Below are 24,755 nucleotides of genomic sequence, written 5' to 3'. Positions count from 1 at the left end.
TTGCTCCCCGTTGGCTCGCAATGACGGTGGTGAGCATTGCTACCGCTGGATCACACCCCCTCCAGAATGATCACCGTCGGCGTGCCCGGCAACGTGTCGCGCGAAATCTTCAGGGTCCGCTCGGTCCGCTGGTCGATTTGGAATTGCTGGCCGATCAGCCGCATGAATTCGTCGAGCGGTGTGGCGAAGCGGTGCATCGGCAGCACGATCGAGGAGCGCAGCCGCTTGGTGATCTCGGACACGCCATCGAGCGACATCGTATAGGTGCCGTCGATCGGCACCATCACGATGTCGAGCCGGCCGATCGCAGCGAAATGCGTCTCGTCGAGCTTGTGATGCAGATGGCCGAGATGGCCGATGCAGAGCCCCGCGACTTCGAAGATGAAGATCGAGTTGCCGTCCTTGATCATGCCGCCGCCGGAGCCCTCGCCATAGTAGCGGCGGATGTCGGTCGGCACGTTGCGAATATACACATCGTCGACGCGTGTTGAGATATGCGCCGCCTGTCCGTTCTCGCCCCAGCCATGCAGGACGTGCGGAATTTTTGGATCGGGAAACAGCGTGTAGTGCGTCGAGTGCGCGCGGTTCATCGTGACGACGTCGGGAAGGCGCCCGGTCCGGTAGGCGCCGTTGAAGTCGGTCGCGATCCGCACCCCGCCGGGCGTATCGATGTAATAGGTGGAATGCCCGACATAAGTAATAGCGACCTCTTCGGCCTTTGCGGCGGTACGACGCAGGCTGACCGGCACCGCGCGGGGCGGCGCGTTTGCCATCGCGAGGCACTCGCTGCGCAGTGGTTGTTGGGCGGTCGCCGGGACAATCAGCGAACCGAGGAACGCAAGGGCAACAGCAAGGGATCGCAACATGGCATGACCCATCCACCGGTGAAGGCTGCGGGCGATACTCTATCGCCGAATTCTGGAAACGTCATGATGGCATTCGCGCACGGCAGTGCGCCGGATTTGCTTCATCGGGGACGGGCTATGCCATATTGTAAGAAACAACCAGGGAGTTCGCCGTGACTGAAGAGACCGCCGCCCCGGCCCAGCGTGCCCCGTCATCGAAGCGGCTGGAGCCATTGCGCCAGATCGATGCCGGCGTTCTCAGCATCGCCTATTACGAAGCGGGCCCGGCGGATGGCCCCGCCGTGATGCTGATGCACGGCTTTCCTTATGATATTCACTCCTATGTCGACGTCGCGCCGCAACTGGCCGCCCAAGGCTGCCGCGTCATTGTTCCCTATCTGCGCGGCTATGGTCCGACCCGGTTTCGCGACGCTGTAACGCCGCGCTCGGGCGAGCAGGCCGCGGTTGGCGCCGACATGATGGCGCTGATGGATGCTCTCGACATAAGCCGCGCGGTGTTTGCGGGCTACGACTGGGGTGGCCGTGCGGCCTGCGTCGGCGCGGCGTTATGGCCGGAGCGCTGCATCGGGCTGGTCTGCGTCAATTCCTATCTGATCCAGGATATTGCCAACGCCATGGTGCCAATGCGCCCCGAACGCGAGGTGGCGCTGTGGTACCAATATTACTTCCAGCTCGAGCGTGGCCGCGCCGGCCTGGCCGCCGACCGGTGCGAGATCGCCAGGATATTGTGGACGCAATGGTCGCCGAACTGGTCGTTCGACGATGCCTGCTTCGAGCGGACTGCAGTCGCTCACGACAATCCCGATTACGTCGATGTGGTGATCCACAGTTATCGCCACCGCTTCGGTCTGGCTGAAGGCGATCCGCAATATGCCGACATCCAGCTCAGGCTGGCGGCGCTGCCTCCCATCACCGTGCCGTCAATCACGCTGGACGGCGCTGCAGATGGTGTTGCACCTGCGAGCGACGGCACCGCCAGCGCGTCGAAATTCACCGGCCGCCGCGTCCATCGCGTGGTGCCGCGCGTCGGGCACAATCTGCCGCAGGAAGCGCCGGAAGCCTTTGCTGCGGCTGTGATGGAGCTGGTTCGCGGATAAGTCGACTTTGCCGCATGGCAAGCGCGTGCGTACGCATTTCGAAAAGATCGGCACCCGCACGATGATGCTGCAGAAGGCCGAGATGATCCCGTTCATTGAGAAGGAGACCAAACGCTGGACGTGATCGAGCGGGCGGGGTTGGAGAAGTAGGAGTGAAGCAGCCTATGGTTTACGTTGACCTGCCCAGCCTAAAGCGGCTGCTTCGTTGATCTCGTCGATCGATAGGGAGGGAACTACCTTCCCTTCTCAGAAGACCGAAAGCGTCTGAAATGCTTCCCTTGGGTTGAAGGGCCTGGATCGCGATACGGCCGTCGGAAAGCTTCTCGATACTAACTTGCTGACCGCACTGAACGCCAAGGTGCTCGAGCAAATCCTTGCCGAGCGCAATTTGTCCTTCCGCCGAAACGATAAGCGTAGCCATGGCGATCACGCCTTTTCTAGTTTCCCGAAGACACCTACCACAAACGACCAACGTTGTCTGCTAGTCCCGCCGCGGGCTGATCTTCCACGTCGCAGCGAGAATGGCCGCAGTGATCGCCCCGCTGAGCACGGCGGCAACCGGGATCGTGACGGCAAGGGCTGACGTCGCGGCCCAGCCGATCGAGCAGAAGGCTTCTGCGAAGGTTGCCAGCCGCGACGAAGTCTGGCGGCGGCGGAACTGGCTGCGTTTGGCTTGCACCCGGAACCAGAGCTGGATCGCGGCGGCGGAGACGGTCGCGACGATGACGCCGAGCGCGGTGACGATTGCCTGCGTCACGGAGGCAAACGCAAGGGCTGCGATCAGCGGCGTGAAGATGGCGCCGATGGCGATCAGCACGACTTCGACCTTGGCGCGGATCACACGCGATGGCGGCAGCGGTGCGGTCGCGACCAGGTCGGCGGCATCTTCTCCCGATATCGTCAGCCAGGCGAGGCCGCCGGCAAGCTGGCCCGCCGCCATCACGATCACGGGGGTGATCAGCACGATCGCATCCGAGCTTTCGGAAAAGCTTCGCCACAGCATCAGGGCCGGCGGCACCAGATACAGCAGTTGCATCAGGCTTTGCGACAACAGCCACGGGTCGCGCCGCAGCAGCAGGAATTCCTTGGTGCGCAGCGCCCGTTGCCGCGAGTCGCCGCGAAATGCCGTCGCGCGCGGCCCGCGACGGACAGCGCGCGCGGTTGCGGCGACACGGACGACGGTATCGGCAAATCGCGGCGAAAAGACCGCCATCACGGCGCAGAGCAGCAGGAGCCCGCCGGCCAGAAGCCACGACAGCACCATGCCGTCGCCGATCGCCGCGCGCGCGGGCCACCACAGGGGACTGTCGAGATCAGGCGCGTAGGCCGAAGCGGCGTCGGAGGTCAGCACCGCGAACCGAGACAACGTACCGTAGGAAAGGATCGCCGCGACCTGGAGCGCGATGACGAAACCGGCGCCGATGACGGCCGCCACGATCTGCGCGACGAGGCGGGTGCGGCTCGGGCCGATCAGCCTGAACAGCAGCACCGTGATCGCGATTGCGACGGCCGCAGCCGAAAGGCCGATGGCGACGACGACGCCGAACGCCGAGAGCCAGCGCGCACCGCCCCCGATCACGAGAACGTCGACAAAGGGTGTCGACAGCAGCAGGGCCATCCCGATGACCGATAGCGCGATCGCTGCTATCCGCACCGAGAACACGTTGGCGAGGTTGGCCGGCGACGACATCAGGAGGTCGAGATCGGCGCGGGCGTAGAATACCCGCGTGACGGATTCGATCGCCTGCGACAGCATCAAGGCCCAGGCGAGAAAGATGGTCGCGGTGATGACGATCAACTCGGGCTTGCCGAGCGGCGCCTGCAAATCCGCAAAGCGGCCGATCACGGCATAGGCCGGCAAATGCATGATGGCCGCGAATACGACCAGGGCGATGATGGCGCGCTTCCGTTTTCCCCGGCTGCCGGTCATCATGGCCAGCCATTCGCGCCATGCCAGGCGGATTTCGTGGCGGGCAAACCAGGTGAGCGCAGCGGCCGAGCTCATGCGGCCGCTGCGTCGGCGTCGACGAGGGCGATAAACATGTCTTCGAGGCTGGTGTCGCCGCGGCCGTTCTGCTGGCGCAGCTCGCTGAGCGTACCCTCGGCCACCAGCCGTCCCGCGGCGATGACGCCGATCCGGTCGGCCATCCGCTCGGCGACTTCGAGAATATGCGTCGTCATGATCACGGTGCAGCCGGAGCGGACGCGCTCTTGCAGCAATCCCTTGACGTGGCGCGCCGACAGCGCGTCTAGCCCGGTCAGCGGCTCGTCCAGGATGATCAGGCGGGGATCGTGAACCAGTGCGCCGGCCAGCGCCACCTTCTGGCGCATGCCCTTGGAAAATCCCTCGCAGCGTTCGTGCAGATGCGGCTCGAGGCCAAGCGACGCCAAAAGCTGGTGAGCGGAAACTTCGGAAACCGCGGGATCGATGCCCCAGAGGCCGGCGACGAATTCGAGATATTCCAGCGGCGCCAGCTTGTCGTAGATCATCGGCTCGTCGGAAACCCAGGCCGTGATCTGCTTGGCGGCGACGGGATCGGCGAGCGCATCGATGCCCAATATGGAGACCGAACCGGCGTCGGGCTTGAGCAGACCGGCGACCATGCGCAAGGTCGTGGTCTTGCCGGCGCCGTTGGGGCCGAGCAGGGCATAGAACTCGCCGGTGCGAACGGTGAGGTCGAGTGCATCGACCGCCGGGCGGTCAAAACGCTTCGTTAACCCTCGCACCTCGAGCGCCGATACATCCGCGTTCATGATTTCCGAACGGTCCAGTTGTTTGTCGTGGACCATGAACCGAAGAACTTTCGGCGCGGTGAATCTGGTGGACCAAAACGCGCCGACCCCCGCAACTTCCCGGGCTGCGGCATTTGTCCGCAATTGTTAACGGCGCTGCTCGCAGCGCTTTGTTGACAGCGGTCGGTGCTTTGGGCTCAATGCGACGGGACATATGCGGCTGCAGGCATTGTGGATGCTTGGCAGCGTGTAGACACAAGATGCGAAAGAGGCGATCGACAGAATCGTCCGGCATCGGGGAGGGATATGATGCTGGACTTCGTTCAGCAGCTGGTGAGTGGCATCGCGCTCGGCTGCGTCTATGGCCTGATCGCGCTCGGCTTTGTGCTCATTTACAAGGCAACCGAGGTCGTCAATTTCGCCCAGGGCGATTTGATGATGCTGGGCGGATTCTTCGCCTTCACATTCATCGGCATGCTCGGTCTTAATTATTGGCTCGGGTTCGCCGGCGCGGTGGCGGCGATGGCGCTGTTCGGCATGCTGGCTGAACGCGTCGTGGTGCGTCCGATCCTCGGTTATCCGCAGTTTTCCATCATCATGGCAACGATCGGGCTCGGATATTTCCTGCGCTCCGTTGTTGGCATGATTTGGGGCACCGACGATTTCAAGATCGAGACGCCGTTCAGCGACGGCGTATTGCGGATCGGCTCGCTGGTGCTGGCCTACGACAAGCTCTCGGTGATCGCCGCGACCATCATCCTTTGCGCGCTGCTGTATCTGTTCTTCAACCGCACCACGCTCGGCACCGCGATGCGCGCCAGCTCGGAGAACATGCTGGCTGCCTACTACATGGGCATTCCGGTCAAGCGCGTGGTCTCGATCGTTTGGGCAATCGCTGCAGCGGTCGCGACCGCTGCCGGCGTGCTGCTCGCGCCGATCACCTTCATTCACTCCAATGTCGGACTGGTGCTGGGCCTGAAAGCATTTCCCGCCGCCGTGCTCGGCGGCTTCGGCTCGATTCCGGGTGCCGTGGTCGGCGGCGTGCTGATCGGCGTGATCGAGAGCATGGCCGGCTTCTACCTGCCGCAGGGCTGGAAGGACGTCGCGCCCTACATCGTCCTTCTGGTGGTGCTGCTGCTCAAGCCCGAAGGCCTGTTCGGTGTTCACATGCGGAAGAAGGTCTAATGCGTTTTCTCTTCAAGACGGATTACGAAGACGACATCAAACTGGTCCCGCACAGCGGCTACATCGTTTCCTACGGTATCCTGCTGGCGTTTCTCCTGATCGCGCCCTTCGTGCTTTCCAGCTACCTCGTCAGCCAACTGGTGTTCGTCTGCATCTATGCGACGGTTGGCGTGGGACTGATGATTCTCACCGGCTTCACCGGGCAGGCCTCGCTTGGGCACGCCGCCTTTCTGGCGATCGGCGCCTACACGGCGGCCTATCTGCAGCAGTTCAACGTGCCGTTTCCGGTCTACTTCCTGGCCGGCGGCCTGTTGACCGGCGTGGTCGGTGCGCTGGTCGGATTTCCGGCGCTGCGGCTGACGGGCATTTATCTCGTCATCGCGACGATTTCCTTTGCCTTCATCGTCGAAGAAATTCTGGCTCGCTGGGAGACGGTAACCCATGGCAATGAGGGCATGCGGGTCAAGACGCTGAGCCTGTTCGGGCAGGCGGTGCCGCAAAACGGCCCGACCTTCTACTATCTTTGTCTTGCCATACTGATCCTCACCATCGTCGGTACGCTCAATCTGCTGCGCTCGCCGACAGGACGCGCCTTCGTCGCGATCCGCGACAGCGAAACCGCGGCGCGCAGCATGGGCGTCAACGTGTCGCTCTACAAGGTGAAGTCGTTTGCGATCAGCGCGGCGATCACGGGGCTCGCCGGCGTGCTGTTCGCGCACAAGCTCTCCTTTATCTCGCCGGAAATGTTCACGCTGCAGCTCTCGATCGAGTTCATCATCGTGATCCTGATCGGCGGCACGTTCAGCCTGCACGGCGCGGTGCTCGGCGCGATCTTCCTGGTCATGATCGACCCGTTCCTGACGTACCTGAAGGATGACCTGCCCGGCATCATCGCCGGCATTGCCGCAACCTTTGGTGCCGATAGCATCACCGCAGGGAAAATTCACGGCAACGTCGCCGCCATTGCCTCCGCCAACGGCCTGAAGGGTGCCATTTACGGGGTGATCATCGTGCTGTTCGTGCTGTTCGAGCCGCTTGGGCTTTACGGCCGCTGGCTGAAGATAAAGCTCTTCTTCCAGCTCTTCCCGCTCTACAAGCGCGCCACCTTCAAGCGTCAGAAGATCTACGTCAAATCGGAGCGGAACCGATGAGCTATTTCCGTGCGGAAAACCTCTCTCTGCACTTCGGCGGCCTGAAGGCGGTCGATTCCGTCAGCTTCGCGGTGGAGAAGGGCGAGATCCTCTCGATCATCGGTCCGAACGGCGCCGGCAAGAGTTCGATCTTCAACCTGATCTCGCGCATCTACCCGCCCACGTCAGGCAAGATCTTCTTCGAGGACCAGGATATTACGCAGCAGCCGGCCTACGAAATTGCAGGGCTTGGCATCGCCCGCACCTTCCAGAACATCGAATTGTTCCAGAATGCGACCATGCTGAGCAATCTCTTGATCGGCCGCCACCGCCACTCCACCACGCGGCTCTGGCAGGAGCTGTTGTTCCTGCCGAGCGTGCGCGCCGGCGAAAAGATGCATCGCCGCCGCGTCGAGCAGGTGATCGAATTTCTCGATCTCGAAGCCTATCGCGACAAGCTGATCTCGGGGTTGCCGTACGGCGTCCGCAAGGTGATCGAACTGGCGCGCGCGCTGTGCTCCGAGCCGAAGCTGATCCTGCTGGACGAACCGTCGTCGGGGCTCAATGTCGAGGAGACCGAGGACATGTCGTTCTGGATCCGCGACATGAAGACCGAGCTTGGCATCACCGTGCTGATGGTCGAGCACGACATGACGCTGGTCAATCGCGTCTCCGACCGCGTGATCGCGCTCAACTACGGCCGCGTGCTCGCGATGGGCTCGCCGTCCGAGGTGCAGCGCCATCCCGACGTCGTCGCTGCCTATCTCGGCGCATGAGGATGATGCCATGAGCGCTTCCGACATCATCCTCAAGCTCAGCAATATCGAGAGCTATTACGGACCGATCATGGCCATCCGCGGCATCAGCCTGGAGGTGCCGCGCGGCCACATCGTCACCCTGCTGGGCGCCAACGGCGCCGGCAAGACCACCGTGCTCAAGACCATCTCCGGCATTCTCGATCCGCAAAAGGGTTCGATCGAATTTCTCGGCAAGCCGATCCAGCGCATGGAGGCCGACAAGATTGTCCGGCTGGGCTTAAGCCATGTGCCGGAGGGACGCGAGGTGTTCCCGTTCCTTTCGGTGCGCGAAAACCTGATGATGGGTGCCTATCCGCGTAAGGATCGCGCCGGAGTCGCCGAGGATCTCGACCGCGTCTACGGCTATTTCCCGCGGCTGAAGGAGCGCATCAATCAGCCGGCCGGGCAGCTTTCCGGCGGTGAGCAGCAGATGCTGGCGATCGGGCGGGCGCTGATGAACCGGCCGACCCTTCTACTTTTGGACGAGCCCTCGCTCGGCCTGTCGCCGATCCTGGTGAAGGAGATCTTCACCATCATCAAGCGCGTCAACGAGGAGCAGGGCATGTCGATCCTGCTGGTCGAGCAGAACGCCAAAGTGGCGCTGGAGACGGCGCATTACGGCTATGTGCTGGAGATCGGCCGGGTCGTGATGAACGACACTTGCGAGCGGCTGATGAATTCAAAGGACATCCAGGAATTCTATCTCGGCGCCAAGGAAGAGGGCGCCCGCGGCGAACGGCGCTGGAAAAAGAAGAAGACGTGGCGTTAGAAAACTTGCTTGGCGTTAGAAGATCTGGCGTTAACCGTCTCAGTCAAAAGCATGGCGTTTAGAACGCGTTAGAGCTAAATTCGAGCCCTGCTTCGAAAAGCAAGACCGGTCCAATACCGGCACCGGAAGCAGGCGACACAGGGAGGAAAAAGGCATGGCCAGACCGGCAGTGCTGACGGTCGCCGACACGATCGCGAAGAGCTTCTTGCTGTCCGTGGAAACACGCGGCGACCGGCCGGCGATCCGCGAAAAGAAGTTCGGTATCTGGCAGCCGACCAGTTGGCGCGAGTGGCTGCAGATCTCAAAGGATGTCGCGTTCGGCCTGCATGCCAGCGGCTTCCGGCCCGGAGACGTCGCCTCGATCATTGCGAACGCGGTGCCGGAATGGGTGTATGCCGACATGGGCATCCTCTGCGCCGGCGGCGTTTCGTCCGGCATCTACCCGACCGACTCATCGTCGCAGGTCGAGTATCTGATCAACGATTCCTCCACAAAAGTGATCTTCGCGGAAGATGAGGAGCAGCTCGACAAGATCCTGACATGTCGTTCGCGCTGTCCGACATTGCAGAAGATCGTCGTGTTCGACATGGAAGGTCTTAGCGGTTTCATCGATCCGATGGTGCTGTCGCTGGCCGAGTTCATGGCGCTCGGCCGCAACCACGAGCAGGACAACGAGGCGCTGTGGGAGGAGATGATCGGAAGCCGCAGCGCGGAGGATCTCGCCATCCTCGTCTACACCTCGGGCACCACCGGACCGCCCAAGGGGGCCATGCATTCCAACCGCAGCGTGACGCATCAGATGCGCCACGCCAACGATCTGTTTCCATCGACCGATTCCGAGGAGCGGTTGGTGTTCCTGCCGCTCTGCCACGTCGCCGAGCGGATCGGCGGCTACTACATCTCGCTGGCGCTGGGGTCGGTGATGAATTTCGCCGAAAGCCCGGAAACCGTGCCGGACAATCTGCGCGAGGTTCAGCCGACTGCCTTCCTCGCGGTGCCGAGAATCTGGGAAAAGTTCTATTCCGGAATCACGATCGCGTTGAAGGACGCGACCGCGTTCCAGAACTGGATGTACCGCAACGCGCTCGCGATCGGCAACCGGATGACGGAGTACAAGCTGCAGGGCGATACGCCGCCACTGTCCTTGCGGCTGGCCAACCGCGCCGCCTATTGGCTGGTGTTCCGCAACATCCGCCGCATGCTCGGGCTCGACCGTTGCCGGCTGGCCTTTACCGGCGCAGCGCCGATCGCGCCGGATCTGATCCGGTGGTATCTCGCGCTCGGCCTCGACATGCGCGAGGTCTACGGCCAGACCGAAAATTGCGGTGTTGCGACCATCATGCCGCCCGACCGCATCAAGCTCGGTTCGGTCGGCAAGGCGGCGCCGTGGGGCGAGGTTGCGATCTCGCCGCAGGGTGAAATCCTGATCCGCGGCGATTTCCTGTTCATGGGCTATCTGAATCAGCCGGAGAAGACGGCCGAAACCATCGATGCCAAGGGATGGCTGCACACCGGCGATGTCGGCTCGATCGACAATGAGGGCTTCGTCAGGATCACCGACCGGATGAAGGACATCATCATCACCTCGGGCGGCAAGAACATCACGCCGTCGGAGATCGAGAACCAGCTAAAATTCTCGCCTTACGTTTCCGACGCCGTGGTGATCGGCGACAAGCGGCCATATTTGACCTGCCTCGTCATGATCGACCAGGAGAATGTCGAAAAGTACGCCCAGGACCACGATATCCCGTTCACCAACTATGCCAGCCTGTGCCGTGCACAGGAAATCCAGGACCTGATCCAGCGCGAGATCGAGGCCGTCAACGTCAACTTCGCGCGCGTCGAAACCATCAAGAAGTTCTACCTGATCGAGCGTCAGCTCACGCCGGAGGACGAGGAGCTGACGCCGACCATGAAGCTGAAGCGCAGTTTTGTGAACAAGCGTTACGCCGCCGAGATCGAGGCCATGTATCGCGAGAAGGCGGTGGCATAGGCGGACATTTGGGACCAAAAATATTTGAAAACGGCGAAGGACCGAGAAGGCCCCACCCTTCGCTCAACACGGGCCAAACGAAGAGGAGACTGCAATGTCGAAATCGTTCAAGGTGCTGGGCCTTGCGGTGAGCGCCCTTGCGCTGACCCAACTGCCGGCCGCAGCCCAGACCAAGGTTACCGATCAAGGCATCTCGGCCACCGAGATCGTCGTCGGCACCCATCAGGATCTGTCCGGTCCGATCAAGGTCTGGGGCGTGCCGGTTTCCAACGGCATGAAGATGGCGGTAGAAGAGATCAATGCCGCCGGCGGCATCAACGGCCGCAAGATCAAGCTGATCCTGGAGGACAGCGGCTATGATCCGAAGCGCGCCGTGCTGGCGTCGCAGAAGATGGTCGAGCGCGACAAGGTCTTCGCGATGGTCGGCCCGATGGGTTCGCCGACGGTGCTGGCGTCGCAGGATATCCTGTTCGATGCAGGCGTGCTGCAGCTATTCCCGCTGACGGCGGCAGAATTCACCTTCAAGTTCGATCCGGCGAAGCCGCAGGAAAGGCTCAAGTTCAACAACCTGCTGCCCTACGTCGAAAGCACGCGCGCCGCCGTCAAATACATGGTCGAAGCGAAGAACTTCAAGAAGCCCTGCATCATGTATCAGGACGACGAGTACGGAAAGAACGTGCTTGACGGTTTCAACCAGCAGGTCGCAGCCATGAAGCTGACGGCCGCTTCCGTCACGAGCTACAAGCGCGGCGCTTCCGACTTCAGCGCGCAGATCGCCAAGATGAAGTCCGACGGCTGCGATGTGGTCGTGCTCGGCACGGTGATCCGCGAAACCATCGGCGCGATGGGCGAAGCCAAGAAACTCGGCTGGGACGTCACCTTCCTCGGCGCCACGCCGACCAACGTGCTGGAAGTGCCGGCGCTCGGCAAGGAAGCGGTCGAAGGCCTGTACGCCGCGTCCGGTTTCGAAATCCCGTACGAGGACACGGCCAAGGGCAAGGTCAAGGACTGGCTCGCCAACTACAAGAAGATGTTCGGCGCGGACGCTAATACACAGGCGATCATCGGCTACAACGCCATGATGACGTTTGCGTTCTACGCCAACAAGGCGGGGAAGGATCTGACCGGCAAGAAGATGATGGATGCGCTGGAATCCGGCGAGCAGTTCCGCGACATCTTCAACTCCCCGCCGACCAAGTTCTCCAAGACCGACCATCTGGCCAACACGATTACCCAGGTCCAGCAGATCAAGAACGGCCGCTGGGTGCTGGTCAAGGAAGGCCTGATGTTCTGAGGGGCGCTTCGCTCCTACGATAATGGCTCAACGACAAAGGGCTGCGCGAGAAGATCGCGCAGCCCTTCTTATTGTGTTTATGGCCTCGATTTAGAACGCCGTCATTGCGAGGAGCGAAGCGACGACGCAACCCATCTTTCTTTGTGCCGCGAGATGGATTGCTCTCGCGGAGCCTGCCATCGGGCGCGCATTCGCGCGACCCGTTGGCTCGCAATGACGATCGCCACTACTTTTGCGGTCGGACTTCGTCACTTCGGTCTTATCGCGTCCGCCGTGCCCTGGATGAAGGCCTGTATCTTCACCACATCGGCTTCGGTCAGCTTGCCGGTGAAATCGGGCATGCCCTGATCGTGGAACGGGCCCTTGAACACGAAGTTCCTCAGGTTCTCGATGGTCTCCTTGGAGACATAGCCGAGATTCCTGACATTGCCGCCCTTGTCGACGCCGGGCACGCCATGACACTGGGCGCAGGCGGTGACGTAGAGTGCAGTGCCTTCGGGCACGTCCTTGGGATCGTACTTGACGCCGGCGAGCAGACCTTCGGTCTGGTACTTCACGAAGGCCGGCGGTGGCGCTTTGCCATCGATCGCGAAGGTATAGACCGTGCCGGGGCTCTGCAGTTCGGTGGCTCGCGCGGCAATCCCGAACACGCCGCCCCAGCCGACCGCGATCGAGACATACTGCTTGCCGTCGATCAGGTAGGTCGAGGCGGCCGCAACCACGCCGGTACCGACCGGCGTCTCCCAGAGTTTTTCGCCCGTCGTGGCGTTATAGGCGATGAAGCGGCCGTCCGCGGTGCCCTGGAAAACCAGGTTACCCGCGGTGGTGAGCGTGCCGCCGTTCCACGGCGCCACATATTCCGCGCGCCAGGCTTCCTTCTGCTTTACCGGATCCCAGGCTAGCAGCCGGCCGAACGGCGGGCTCTTCGGCGGCGTCGCATTGAGCATGAAGCCTAAGTTCCAGCCAGCCGCGGAAGCAAACTTGCCGGGCTCCTGCACGTTGAATTTCACTGACTTTTCCGGAGTGAGGTTCACCGGAATGTTCTGCGCCGGCAGATAGACGAGCCCGGTCTGCGGATTGAACGACATCGGATGCCAGTTATGGGCGCCGTACGGACCCGGGATGCTGTCGTACGGCTCCTTGCCGCGCGCCTGCGGCACTTCGATCGGGCGGCCATTGGCATCGTAACCCGTCGCCCAGTTCACATCGACGAAGTTCTTCGCCGAGATAAACTTGCCATTCGTGCGGTCGACGACGAAGAAGAAGCCGTTCTTCGGCGCATGCAGGATGACTTTACGCGGTGCGCCATCAATGGTGAGGTCGGCCAGGATCATCGGCTGGGTGGCCGTGTAATCCCAATGATCGCCGGGATTTTCCTGATAGTGCCAGACATACTGTCCGGTGTCGGCGTTCAAGGCCACCAGCGACGACAGATACAGATTGTCGCCGCCGCCGGGGCTGCGGACGTGACGATTCCAGGGCGAACCGTTGCCGGTGCCGATATAAACGAGGTTCAGGTCGGGATCGAAGGTGATGGTGTCCCAGACGGTGCCGCCGCCGCCGTAGACCCAGTATTTGCCGGAAGGATCCCAGGTCGAGGCCGCGCGCGCCATCGATTCATCTTCGAACGGCTTCGAGGGATCGCCGGGCACGGTGTACCACCGCCACGCCTGGTTGCCGGTCTCTGCGTCGTAGGCGGTAATGTAGCCGCGGGCGCCGTATTCCGCGCCGCCATTGCCGATCACGACCTTGCCGTTGAACACGCGCGGCGCGCCGGTGATGGTGTAGGAAAATTCCTTGTTGTCGACGGTATTCCTTTCCCAGACCACCTTGCCGGTTACGGCATCGAGCGCGATCAGCCGCCCGTCATAGACGCCGACGAACACCTTGCCTTTCCAGAGCGCAACGCCGCGATTGACGACGTCGCAGCAGCCTTTGTAGCCCTTCGTGCGGTCGACCTTCGGATCGTACGTCCAGAGCCGCTTGCCGGTGCGGGCATCGATGGCGTGCACCACGCTCCAGGATGCGGTCTGGTACATGACGCCGTCGACAACGACCGGCGTCGCCTCGACGCCGCGGGAGGATTCCAGCGGATAAGTCCAGACCAGGCCGAGCTTCTTCACGTTGTCGGCGTTGATCTGGTTGAGCTTGGAAAAGCGCGTCTCGGCGTAGTCGAGGCCGATGGTCGGCCAGTCGTTCGAGGTCGCGGTGTTGGCCTTGATCGAAGCGCCGTCGACCGCCGAGGTAACCGCCTTGATGTGCTCGGGCGATCCCTTGGCGGGTGTCTGCGCAAGGGCTGCGCTGCAGCCCAGCGTCAGGCCCAGCCCGATTGCGATCGCGGCCTGCGCAAGGCGCGCCGGCCGACGGGAAGTAACGGCAATTTCAGGAAATAAAAGGCAAGCGGAATCAACGCGCGGCAAACGTGTCATCTCATTCCCTCCCAGTGATCTCTAGCGGATCTGGTGGAATGCTATGCCGATGAGAAGGATCGCGTCAATGAACGCGATGCGCGAAACAAAAAAGAGAAAATTTGTGTCGCATGTTTTGAGCGAGGGCTTTGACCCAACGAATGCAAGCCGGCATACCGGCTGCAGCGCAGCATTGCCTGTGAGGCAGGGAAGATCAGGTAAGGAAAGCAGATTGTTGTCTGCCGTCGCCGCGCAACAATTGCGCGCCGTCAGTCAGTTGGCACGTTCGAATGACCGGTCGGCGGAGCGGCGAGAGAGCTCACGACAAGCTGAGCCGCAAGCGTGCTGCCCGAGGCGTCGGCGAGCAGCGGAGCATCGGCATATCGCATCACGCCGTGCTGGCCGATCACGAATGTCGGCCGAAAGTTTCTGACGTCGACGTCCTCGACCATCGCCATGCGGCGGTTATCGAGCGTCAGCCAGCGCCCCTCCAGCCGCGCGGCAGCCACCGCATGGTCCTCGCCGTGGATGGTATCGTGCAGAACCACGATCCTGAGATCGCCGGGCGCGAGGCCGGCGCGGCGCAGGGCTATGAATTTCGCAATCGCATAATCCTCGCAGTCGCCGCCGCCGCGCGCGAGTGTTGCGAGCGGCGGCGTCCAAACGTCGATCTGGCCGTGCTGGGCGAGGTCGCTCATCGGCCGGATGGCGAGATTGATGGCGCGGTTGATTTCGCCGAGCCGCGCGCGGCCTTCGCGCAAGCGCGCGGTATCGACGATGTCGAGGAATTTGAGCGCGGCCGGCGACACGCAGCCGTCGCGGTCGCCTTCGCAGAGCGCAAGCTGCACCATTTCGTCGTCGAGCCGGCGTTGTACGCCAAGCCATTTGTCGTGCAGCCCGCCGCCGGCGAGGGAAGACGCAGCGAGCCCGAACGGCTCGGCCGATCGCTGGACCTGCTCGGTGGCCGCCGACGGCTCCGCCGTCTCGGCCCGCAGGCCGGCCGGCCCGAACCAGGCCAGACCGCACGCAACGATGCACACGCGCCAGGCGCGCGCGTAGACTGACAACCCCATCTGACACCCCTGGTCCGGGCATCGGCGGGCTTGTTCTGCCTGCTCGTGCCCAGATCATTTCAGAACGGGCAGGATGGGCAACGGCGCTTTTGATCCGTTTAAAACGAGGGGAGGCCTATCGGAAGTTTGCGAACCAGCGTGCACGCGGCCTTGCCGGTTTGCAGAGGATTTTATCGATCCACTCAGATCGGCGCTCATCAAGGCCCGCGCGGCTATCCGAAACGGACGCAGACACGGCGCAAAAGTTTACAGTTGCGAAAGGGTCACAGGTCCCCGAATTAACCTTACCCACGGGATCGCGGTGCGCGATTTACAATCTGTCCCGGGCGCCTGAAAGGGATGACGGCTTCGACTGTATCCGCGCGGGATCAGGCTTAAGGGGACTGTTGCTTTCCTCAGGAGGCGGCATTCGCTGCGCTGCGGCAGAGATAACGTATTATGACTACTTATCTTTATGGCTTGGGTAGGTCGTGCCCATTTTTCGATCGGTCCGAGCCGGTTCCCGCCTTTTCCTCGCCACACTCTCGCCCGACACTTTTCCGGACCTTTTCGGTCCTGTTGCAGACTTACCCCATATCGAGGGGGTTCGCAGCGCGCGTACTTTTGTGTTCCCTACCTGCGTGGTATGAAAACCCGCGGGGAAATTTCATACTTCTTAACCATTTAAATTGGTGTCCCATTGAATTACGCCGGCAAATTCGGATCGGGCAACTTCGACCCTTTTTCCGGCGCGGACATTGGCCTTGGACCTCTGCTGTCACCGCACGGCCATCTTTCGTCTCCCGGCCAGTTCCATGTCGACAAGGTTTCGACACATGCGCCGTCCGACGCCATCATTATTGCTGATGCTCATCTGCTCTTCAGCGGCGACTTCAAGCGATCGGGCGTCGACCTGATCCTCAGCCATGGCGACCGCGAGGTCGTGCTGCGCGATTACTTCAAGGGCGAGAAGCGCGCCGCCCTGGCCTCGCCCGACGGCGCCCATCTCACCGGCGACATCGTCAATGCGCTGAGCGGGCACACCCAGTTCGCGCAGGCCGATGGCAGCGCCAGCGTCGCGCCGGCCATCATTGGGCATGTCACCAAGCTGACGGGAAATGCCACTGCGATCCGCAACGGCGTCTCGATCGTCCTGAACCAGGGCGACACCGTCCACAAGGGCGACGTCGTCCAGTCCGGCTCCGACTCGACGCTGGGCATCACCTTCATCGATGGCTCCGTGTTCGGTCTCGCGTCGAACGCCAGGATGGTGCTGAACGAAATGGTTTACGACCCCAACGGGTCGGACAACAAGTCGCTGCTCAGCTTGGTACAGGGCACGATCTCGTTCGTCGCCGGCGCCACCGCCAAGAAGGGCGACATGAAGGTCGATACCCCGGTCGCGACCATGGGTATCCGCGGCACCGCAGTGCTGGTCGAGATCGATTTCGAGGTGCCGGGCCAGGGCGGTGCTCCGCCGGCGAAATTCCAGGTGCTGGTCGAGCCCGACGGCACTACCGGTTCCTACATCCTGTTCGACAAGACTACGCTGACGCCGATCGCGACCGTCAACCAGGCGGGAACGCAGACGATCGTCAGCGGCCAGGGCACGGTCAGCTTCCAATCGTCGGTGCAGCTATCGCCCGACGCGCAGAAGATCATCAGCGACGTGTTCTCGCTGAAATTTACCGACCTGAACAACCCGAACACCAAGCTCACCAACAATTTTACCGACTCGATCGTTCCGGAAACGTTGTTCGTCAAGCTGGCCGGCGGGGAGTTCATTCCCGTGACGCTTCAGCTACTCAACATCCCGAGCGGGGCTACTCCCTCCGCGGATCCGGGGCCGCCCCCCAGGCTCGTGCATATTCCGGGGCCGCCGCAGGCCGCGGCGCACGGCGGCGCGGTTACCGAACGGATCGATGTGACCGCGAGCTCCGCGCTCGACAGCGTCTCCGGTGTCGTCAACTACATCGACATCAATCCCGGCGACACTCCGAGCGTCAGTACGCAGTTTTCTTCCTTCGTCTATCAGAACGCGCAGGGCACCGACGTCACCGCCACGCTGACGGCGCAGCAATTGGCTGCGATCGAAGCGGTCGAAGTGCCGCTGGTCGTGGTGCAAGACCCCAACGGCAAGAATTTCGGCACAGCGACCTGGACTTACAACATCGCCGACGGCGCGTTCGACTTCCTCGCCGCCGGCGAGACGCTGAAGCTGACGTACATGGCGCGGGTCGACAACAACTACGCGCCGAACAACGAGACGGCGTTCGTGCCGTTTACGATCGTCGTCACCGGCACCAACGACAAGCCAACGATCTCTGCGACCGGCGGCGAGATCACGGAGCGGGTCGGCACCGGCAATACGGTGATCGATACCGTGTCCGGTACCATTACCTTCGGCGATGTAGACCTGACCGACCGTCCCGTCGTCAGCGTGGCGATCTCCACCACCGATCCGTTCCGCTATTACGACGCACAGGGCAACGACGTCACCGCGACGCTGACGTCGGAACAGTTGGCGGCGATCCTGGCCGTCGAGGTGCCGCTCAGCGTGGTGCAGGGGGCCGGAAACACCAACAACGGCACGGCGACCTGGACCTACAGCATCGAGGACAGCAAGTTCGACTTTATCGCCGAGGGCGAGACGCTGGTGCTCAACTACGTCGCCCAGGTCGATGACGGCCATGGCGGCGTCATTTCGACGTCGATCACGGTCTCGATCGACGGCGCCGATGTCGCCGTCTCCGGGACGAACGACGTTCCGACTATCGAGGTGACGAGCGCCGCGTTCCCCGAGCTGGTGAATCCCAGCCAGCCGAATCCGACCGGATCCCCGGCGCTACATACGGTATCCGGCACGATCAATTTCACCGACGTCGACCTGACAGATCGTCCGGTGGCGAGCGCGGCATTCACGTCTTTCACCTACAAGAACGCCGTTCTCACAGACATCACATCATCTCTCACTGCAGCCCAGCTCGCCGTGATCGCGGCTGTCGACGTGCCGCTGACGGTGGTGCAGGCGAACGGCAATACCAACAACGGTTCGGCAAGCTGGAGTTACAGCGCAGCCGACGGGGCGTTCGATTTCCTCGCCGACGGCGAAATCCTGGCGCTGACCTATACGGCCACGGTCGATGATGGCCATGGCGGCGTAGTGACAAAGCCGTTCACCGTCACCGTCACCGGCAGCAACGATACGGCCGATATCACCAGCGATCCGCAGACCGCGACCATCGCCGAACGTGCCGACACCTACAATTCAGCGACACTGGATACCGCCAGCGGCGCGATCACGTTCACCGATGCCGACCTGACCGACACCCACGAGGTCAAGATCACCGGCGTCAGCGCCTCCGGCGTGATGACCGGCCTTGCCAACGGAACGGTCCAGCTAAGTTGGCTGGCGCTGGGGCCGTTGACCGATTCCACCGATGGCGTGCAGGGCTCGAAGAGCTGGTCGTTCTCGGCGCCGGACAGCCATTTCGATTACCTCGCCAATGGCGAGGCGGTCACGCTGACCTACACGGTGAAGATCGACGACCATCATGGCGGCGTCACCTGGCAGGATATCGTCGTCACCGTCAATGGCAGCAACGACGCGCCTGAAATCGCCGATATAGAGCAGCAGAGCCTCACCGAACCGACCGATACCGCGCCGCTGACGACGACGATTCCCGTTACATTCACCGATCTCGACCTGTCGGACGTCGGCCACACCGCAACCATCACTGGCGCGGTGGCGTCCGGCACCACGTCGGGCCTTGCGCTCAACACGTCAGCGCTGATCGCTCTGGTGACGCCCGGCGCGGTGACCAAGGCTGCCGGCTCGTCATCCGGATCCGTGAGTCTCGGCTTCTCCGCGGCCTCGACCGCCTTCGACTATCTGGCGAAGGGCGAAGTCCTGACTCTGACCTATACGGTTGCGATCGACGACGGCGACGGCGGTGTGACGCCGAAGACTTTCGTGGTCACCGTTTCCGGTACCGACGACGCGCCTGTCATCGCCGATATTGCGCAGCGGGATCTGACAGAGCAGACCGATACTGCGCCGCTGACGGCGACGATCCCGGTCACCTTTACCGATGTTGATCTGACCGATGTCGGGCACACCGCTGCTATTACCGGCGTGGTGGCGTCCGGTGACACCACGGGTCTTGCACTCGACGCCGCCGCGCTGATCGCGCTGGTAACGCCCGGTGCGGTGACCAAGGATGCAGGTTCGTCATCCGGCTCTGTCGATCTGTCGTTCTCGGCCGGCTCGACCGCTTTCGATTATCTGGCTGCCGGCGAGCAATTGACGCTGACCTATACGGTTGCGATCGACGATGGCCATGGCGGCGTGATGCCGCAGACCTTTGTCGTCACCATCACCGGCACCAACGACGCCCCGGTATTCACCGGCGCCGATCTCGCGCCGACCTACCAAGCAGGCGACGCGGCGGTCGCCCTGGCCGGCAGCGTCCTGGCCAGCGACGTCGACAGCAGCAATTACTCCGGCGGATCGTTCACGGCGACGGTGACGGATGGCGGAAACCAGGGCGACACGCTCGCCATCGCGAACGGCGATGTCATTTCGGTCAGCGGCACCGATATCCTGTACGACGCCGACGGGGCGGCCGGTCCCGCCAGCGCCAAGGTTGTCGGAACGCTTTCGGATTACGCCATCAACAGCCTGAAGGTGACGCTGAACAGCAGTGCCAACAATGCGGCCGTGGTCGCGCTGGCGCAGGCGATCGAGTTCTCGAACGCCAAGGCGGACGCGGTCGCCGGCGAGCGCACCGTGACCTTCACGCTGCAGGATGGCGGCGGCGCCGCCAATGGCGCACAGGATTCGGCCTATTTCACCGCCAAGGTCGAAGTCGAGGCCGAAGCCAATGAGGCCCCCGTCCTGAGCGCCGAAAGCATCAGGGTTGTAGAGAACGACGACGCCGCAGTTACCACCACCGTGTTTGATATCAAGTTGTCTGATGACGACCAGGACTCGGACGTGACGGTCACGGCGAGCGCTTTGCACGGTACGCTTTCCTCGGTGGATGCGGGCAACGTTTCGGAAATCAATGCCCAGTTTGCCAACGGCATCATTTACACACCGATGGACTACAACGGCGATACCAAGCTGAACGACATCGTCACGGTGACCGCAACGGACGCCAATGGCCGCAGCGACATCCTGAATTTCGTGTTCCAGCAATCCGGATGGAATGGCGCCACGCTCGTAGGCACGGACGAAAAGGACGTCATTTTCGCAACTGAGGGCAACGACACGCTGACCGGCAACGCCAAGGCCGATCAGTTTGTGTTTGCGCCAGAAGACCAATACGACCCGAGCGCCGATGAGATCACCGACTTCGAACCGGGCGAAGATTATATCGATCTGCGCGCGTTCTCCGAGGTGGATTCGTCCAATATCGAGACGTGGCTTAGCGCCCATGCGACGGCGAGCCCGGCAGATGCCGCGGACACGCTGATCACGCTCGATCACGGCGACACCATCACTCTCAAGCGGGTCGCGGTCACCAGCCTGCATGCGAGCGACTTCATCGTCTCGCCGCATCACTAGTATGGCCCTTCGCCATTCGCGGTAGCATCCTTGATGCCGGTGCCATCTTCTGGCTTGTCTGGCGCCGCCAGTTGGCGAACAATCGAAAGCCATGAAGCGACTACGGGCCCTACTGAGATGGTTCAACCGGCGCATCGGCTATGCCCGGCTGCTGTGCCTTGTGCTGCTGATCGGGTTCGCCATGCTTCGAGTTGCCGATCCGGCGCCGGTCGAGGAAATCCGCGTCAGAACCTTTGACGCCTTCCAGCGCATCGATCCGCGCAAGAAGACGGCCCGGCCGGTCACCATCGTCGACATCGACGACAAGAGCCTCGAGAAGCTCGGGCAGTGGCCGTGGCCGCGCACCCGGCTTGCTGACCTCATCACCGAACTAACCCAGCTCGGCGCGGTCGTGATTGCTTTCGACGCGGTGTTCCCGGAGCCCGACCGTCTCAACCCTGCCCTGGCGGCGGACACTTTCCGCAATCTCGACGAGGAAACTCGCGCCAGGCTGCGCGCGCTGCCGAGCAACGACCAGATCTTCGCCGACGCCATCCGGATGTCGCGTGTCGTGCTCGGCGAATCCGGCCTGCCGGAGGAAATCACGGCCCTCGACAAGACGCTGCCGGTCACCGGGCTCGCGATGCTGGGCGAGGAGCCGCAGCGCTTCATGTTCGAATTTCCCGGCCTTCTTCGCAACGTTCCGGTGCTGGAGCATGCCGCCGCCGGGCGCGGTCTGTTCACCATCAGGCCCGAACGCGACGGCATTGTCCGGCGGGTGCCGATGATCATGCTCGCGCAGGGCCAGACCATGCCCTCGCTGACCTTCGAGATGCTTCGGGTGGCCACGGGGTCCGGGACCATCCTGATCAAGGCGGAGAAGGCCGGCATCAAGAGCCTCGGCATCAAGGGCGTCCAGATCCCGACCGACCATAACGGCCAGCTCTGGGTGCATTATGCCCGCAACGATGCCTCAATCTATGTCCCCGCGATCAACGTGCTGGAGAAAAACGTCGCCCCCGACATGATCGCGGGCAAGCTGGTGCTGATCGGGACCTCCGCGGTCGGCCTCAACGACATCAAGACCACGCCGGTATCCCGCGCCATGCCCGGGGTCGAAATCCACGCCCAAGTGCTCGAAAGCGCGCTGACCGGCGCGGTGATCTCGCAGCCGAACTATGGCATCGGCGTTGAATTCGCAGCAGCGATGTTGTTCGGGCTTCTGGTGATCGCGTTCGCACCCCTGTTCGGTCCGGCCTCGCTGGTCATTGTCGGGGGAGCGTTTGCATCCGTGCTGGTCGGAACATCGGCGTATTTCTACGCCCAGCACCGCCTGCTGATCGACTTCACCTATCCGCTGATGTCGACCACGGCGATTTACCTCACGCTGATCTTTTCCGCCTTCGTGCGCGAGCAGGCGCAGCGCCGGCAGATTCGTTCCGCCTTCGGGCAATATCTGTCGCCGGCCCTGGTCGAGCAGCTCGCGCAGTCGCCGGAAAAGCTGGTGCTCGGCGGCGAGGAGCGCGAGATGACCATCATGTTCTCCGACATGCGCGGCTTCACCTCGATCTCGGAAACCTACAAGAACGATCCGCAGGGGCTCACGGCGCTGATGAACCGCTTCCTGACCCCGTTGACCAACGCTATCCTCGACCGCAAGGGCACCATCGACAAATACATGGGCGACGCCATCATGGCGTTCTGGAACGCGCCGCTGGACGATAAGCATCACGAGCTCAACGCCTGCGAAGCGGCACTCGACATGCTGGAGCGCGTCGACGAGCTCAACCAGGCGCGCGAGCAGGAGGCCAAGCAAGAGGGGCGCCCGTTCATTCCGCTCAATGCCGGCATCGGGCTGAACACCGGCATCTGCGTGGTTGGCAACATGGGTTCCGACCAGCGCTTCGACTATTCGGTGTTCGGCGACAGCGTCAACCTCGCCTCGCGCCTCGAAGGACAATCCAAGGAATACGGCTTCCCGATCATCGTCGGCTCCAGGACCGCGCTGGCGGTCAAGGACAGGTTCGCCATTCTCGAGCTCGACTTCATCATGGTGAAGGGCAAGAAGGAGCCGGAGGTGATCTACGCCATCGCCGGCCGCGAGGACACGATGCAGTCCGGCCGCTTCCAGCGTCTGCGGAATCTAACGATCGAGATGCTCGCCTGCTACCGCAGCCGCGACTGGGATGGCGCGCTCGCAGCCATCGCGCGCGGCCGCAAGACCGACGAGGCAAATTCTTTGGAGCTGCTCTACAATCTCTACGAAGCGCGCATCCGCGGCTATCTCGAAAATCCGCCGCCGGAGGACTGGAACGGCGCCTTCGCGCTGCTGACGAAATAATCCGCTGTCGTCCCATACCGCGTGATCTCGCCGTTTTCGCTGGAGCCAGTTGCTTCTCTCCAACTGGATCCTGTGGTTATGGGTCCCTGCGTTCGAGCCTGTGAAGGAATTGAGCTTAATGGGGGATGGTTGCCGCCACCGATATCGCGGCGGCGTTTGGTGGGCCGATCGGTTGATGCGGTTACCTCACTGGCTCTCTCCGGTGAACTCTGGTCACGTGGGTCTGCCTCGCAGGCGGTGCGCTGCCAGCAGGTTATTGGCGAGCGCATGCCAGAGCGCCACTGCCGCGGCCTTGATCAGGCCACGCACCGGAATGAAGCCGAAGCCGTGGTTTTTGAGGTTGGCGTTGATCCGCTCGATGAGCTTGCGCCGTGCGTACACGTCGGTGCCAGCCTGCGTCGCCATCCGACTGCGCCACTCTTTGACACTGTCAGGCTCGCGGGCCCGCTCTCTGGTCCGCCTGACAAGCGTCTCGGGTTTGACATCCTGACGGTCTGAAGGTGGCGGCGTATAGACCTTCACCGGTCCGGCGGCGTGCTCCGACAGAGTGGCGATGTCCTCGGCAGTCGCGTAACGGGTGTCGATGAGAAGCGTCTGTGGTGCTTTGCCGTAGCGCTTCACCAACTGATCCACCATCGGCATCGCCAAGCCGGCATCGTTGCGCCGATCCGTCATCTCTACTGCGACAATGATGCCTGGCCGGGGCACCACCGCGATCTGTGCATTATAGGCCGGACGAATGGCCCCGTCCGGAAAGCGCATCGAGCGCGCCTGCGGATCACTCAGCGAGACTTTCGGCTCAGACTTCTTCGCCTCGTCCTTGGCATGGGTCTTTTCTCGTTTCGCCTTCTCCGCTCGCATCCGCTCAAGCGCTGCCCGCGCGCGTGCAGCGCTTTCCTTCACTTCCCGAGACCCTCGCTCCTGCGCCGCCCGCTTGCGGCGCGAAGACGCCTCCGGATCGCTTTCGGTTTCCGCCTTGAGCGCCGCAAGCCGCCGCTCCACGGCAGCCTCAATACGATCAAGCCTGCTGCCGCTCTTGAACGATTCACGGCTGGCATTCGCTCGAACCTTGGTGCCGTCCACCGCAATCTCGGCCAGCGACACCACCCCTTCGGCAATCAACGCCGTCACGCTCTCCGTCAGGAGCCGATCGAGAACCTCCACATGCGCAACCCGGAAGTCCGCAAGCCCGTGGTAGTTGAGCGGTACCCCACCGGCGATCCAGCGGTACGCCGGATCATGCCGTGCAAGCCGTTCAAGTTGCCGAGCCGAACCTACTCCTTCGATCGTCGCATAGAGCCAAAGCGCCAACAGAACCGCCGGATCCGGCGGCGGGCGTCCAGGTTCCCCTTCACGGGCCTTGATCGCCTCGTAAAGCCGCGAAAGGTCCAAGCTCTCCACAAAACTCACCACAATACGGGCGCGATGGTCGCTCGGAACCAGAGCTTCCAAATCCACAAAGTCCCACTGCGTCTGCGTCCGATCAGCCCGAATAAACCGTGCGTCACTGGTCATCGAATAACCCCGTTCGATGCCAGTGAA

The 24,755-nt window shown here is 62.4% G+C and carries 15 protein-coding genes; 9 read left to right on the top strand and 6 right to left on the bottom strand.

Annotated elements, in window-relative coordinates:
- Positions 1-50: 50 nt before the first annotated feature.
- Positions 51-866, bottom strand: coding sequence for an MBL fold metallo-hydrolase (locus LMTR13_RS35905; RefSeq protein ID WP_065733250.1), 816 nt, complete (start codon positions 864-866; stop codon positions 51-53).
- 212 nt (positions 867-1,078) lie between these two features.
- On the opposite strand from LMTR13_RS35905, the gene LMTR13_RS35900 reads away from it, so the two are divergent.
- Positions 1,079-1,963 (top strand): alpha/beta fold hydrolase, encoded by an 885-nt coding sequence (locus tag LMTR13_RS35900; protein ID WP_197521191.1) that lies wholly within the window; start codon positions 1,079-1,081, stop codon positions 1,961-1,963.
- Positions 1,964-2,444: 481 nt separating this feature from the next.
- Here the strand turns inward: LMTR13_RS35900 and LMTR13_RS35890 are convergent, their stop codons facing one another.
- Entirely contained in the window at positions 2,445-3,968 is a 1,524-nt protein-coding gene (locus LMTR13_RS35890) for a permease (protein ID WP_065731865.1), read from the bottom strand.
- Entirely contained in the window at positions 3,965-4,717 is a 753-nt protein-coding gene (locus LMTR13_RS35885; RefSeq protein ID WP_065733249.1) for an ABC transporter ATP-binding protein, read from the bottom strand. The genes LMTR13_RS35890 and LMTR13_RS35885 overlap by 4 nt, the downstream gene beginning before the upstream one ends.
- Positions 4,718-5,005: 288 nt before the next feature.
- On the opposite strand from LMTR13_RS35885, the gene LMTR13_RS35880 reads away from it, so the two are divergent.
- The 6 genes from LMTR13_RS35880 (at position 5,006) to LMTR13_RS35855 (ending at position 11,864) form a co-directional block, all read left to right on the top strand.
- A complete protein-coding gene (locus LMTR13_RS35880) occupies positions 5,006-5,881 on the top strand; it encodes a branched-chain amino acid ABC transporter permease (RefSeq protein ID WP_065733248.1) in 876 nt (291 codons plus the stop codon).
- The gene (locus LMTR13_RS35875; protein ID WP_065731864.1) at positions 5,881-7,032 is read left to right on the top strand and encodes a branched-chain amino acid ABC transporter permease; all 1,152 of its coding nucleotides are present in this window, start codon (positions 5,881-5,883) and stop codon (positions 7,030-7,032) included. Before LMTR13_RS35880 ends, LMTR13_RS35875 begins: the two co-directional genes overlap by 1 nt.
- The gene (locus LMTR13_RS35870; protein ID WP_065731863.1) at positions 7,029-7,787 is read left to right on the top strand and encodes an ABC transporter ATP-binding protein; all 759 of its coding nucleotides are present in this window, start codon (positions 7,029-7,031) and stop codon (positions 7,785-7,787) included. Before LMTR13_RS35875 ends, LMTR13_RS35870 begins: the two co-directional genes overlap by 4 nt.
- Before the next feature lie 10 nt (positions 7,788-7,797).
- Positions 7,798-8,577, top strand: a complete 780-nt coding sequence (locus tag LMTR13_RS35865; protein WP_065731862.1) for an ABC transporter ATP-binding protein — start codon at positions 7,798-7,800, stop codon at positions 8,575-8,577.
- A gap of 154 nt (positions 8,578-8,731) precedes the next feature.
- Positions 8,732-10,570, top strand: a complete 1,839-nt coding sequence (locus LMTR13_RS35860; RefSeq protein WP_065731861.1) for an AMP-dependent synthetase/ligase — start codon at positions 8,732-8,734, stop codon at positions 10,568-10,570.
- A gap of 94 nt (positions 10,571-10,664) precedes the next feature.
- Complete coding sequence (locus tag LMTR13_RS35855; protein ID WP_065731860.1) at positions 10,665-11,864, top strand: ABC transporter substrate-binding protein; 1,200 nt, start codon at positions 10,665-10,667, stop codon at positions 11,862-11,864.
- A 248-nt stretch (positions 11,865-12,112) separates the two neighbouring features.
- On the opposite strand, the gene LMTR13_RS35850 is transcribed toward LMTR13_RS35855, so the two are convergent.
- Both LMTR13_RS35850 and LMTR13_RS35845 read right to left on the bottom strand, forming a co-directional pair.
- Entirely contained in the window at positions 12,113-14,293 is a 2,181-nt protein-coding gene (locus LMTR13_RS35850) for a PQQ-dependent dehydrogenase, methanol/ethanol family (RefSeq protein ID WP_065731859.1), read from the bottom strand.
- 248 nt (positions 14,294-14,541) lie between these two features.
- Complete coding sequence (locus tag LMTR13_RS35845; protein ID WP_065731858.1) at positions 14,542-15,345, bottom strand: transglutaminase-like cysteine peptidase; 804 nt, start codon at positions 15,343-15,345, stop codon at positions 14,542-14,544.
- Between the two features lie 679 nt (positions 15,346-16,024).
- Between LMTR13_RS35845 and LMTR13_RS35840 the strand changes: the two genes are divergently transcribed.
- On the top strand, positions 16,025-20,893 hold the full coding sequence (locus LMTR13_RS35840) for a VCBS domain-containing protein (RefSeq protein ID WP_065731857.1): 4,869 nt from the start codon (positions 16,025-16,027) through the stop codon (positions 20,891-20,893).
- Between the two features lie 91 nt (positions 20,894-20,984).
- Positions 20,985-23,213, top strand: a complete 2,229-nt coding sequence (locus LMTR13_RS35835) for a CHASE2 domain-containing protein (RefSeq protein ID WP_065731856.1) — start codon at positions 20,985-20,987, stop codon at positions 23,211-23,213.
- A gap of 213 nt (positions 23,214-23,426) precedes the next feature.
- Here LMTR13_RS35835 and LMTR13_RS35830 read toward each other — a convergent pair whose 3' ends face one another.
- Positions 23,427-24,728, bottom strand: a complete 1,302-nt coding sequence (locus tag LMTR13_RS35830; RefSeq protein WP_065729675.1) for an IS1182 family transposase — start codon at positions 24,726-24,728, stop codon at positions 23,427-23,429.
- Between the last annotated feature and the right edge of the window lie 27 nt (positions 24,729-24,755).

Origin of the sequence: Bradyrhizobium icense (assembly GCF_001693385.1) — a bacterium.
GTDB classification, from domain to species: domain Bacteria; phylum Pseudomonadota; class Alphaproteobacteria; order Rhizobiales; family Xanthobacteraceae; genus Bradyrhizobium; species Bradyrhizobium icense.
This window is presented reverse-complemented; position numbering and strand designations above follow the sequence as displayed.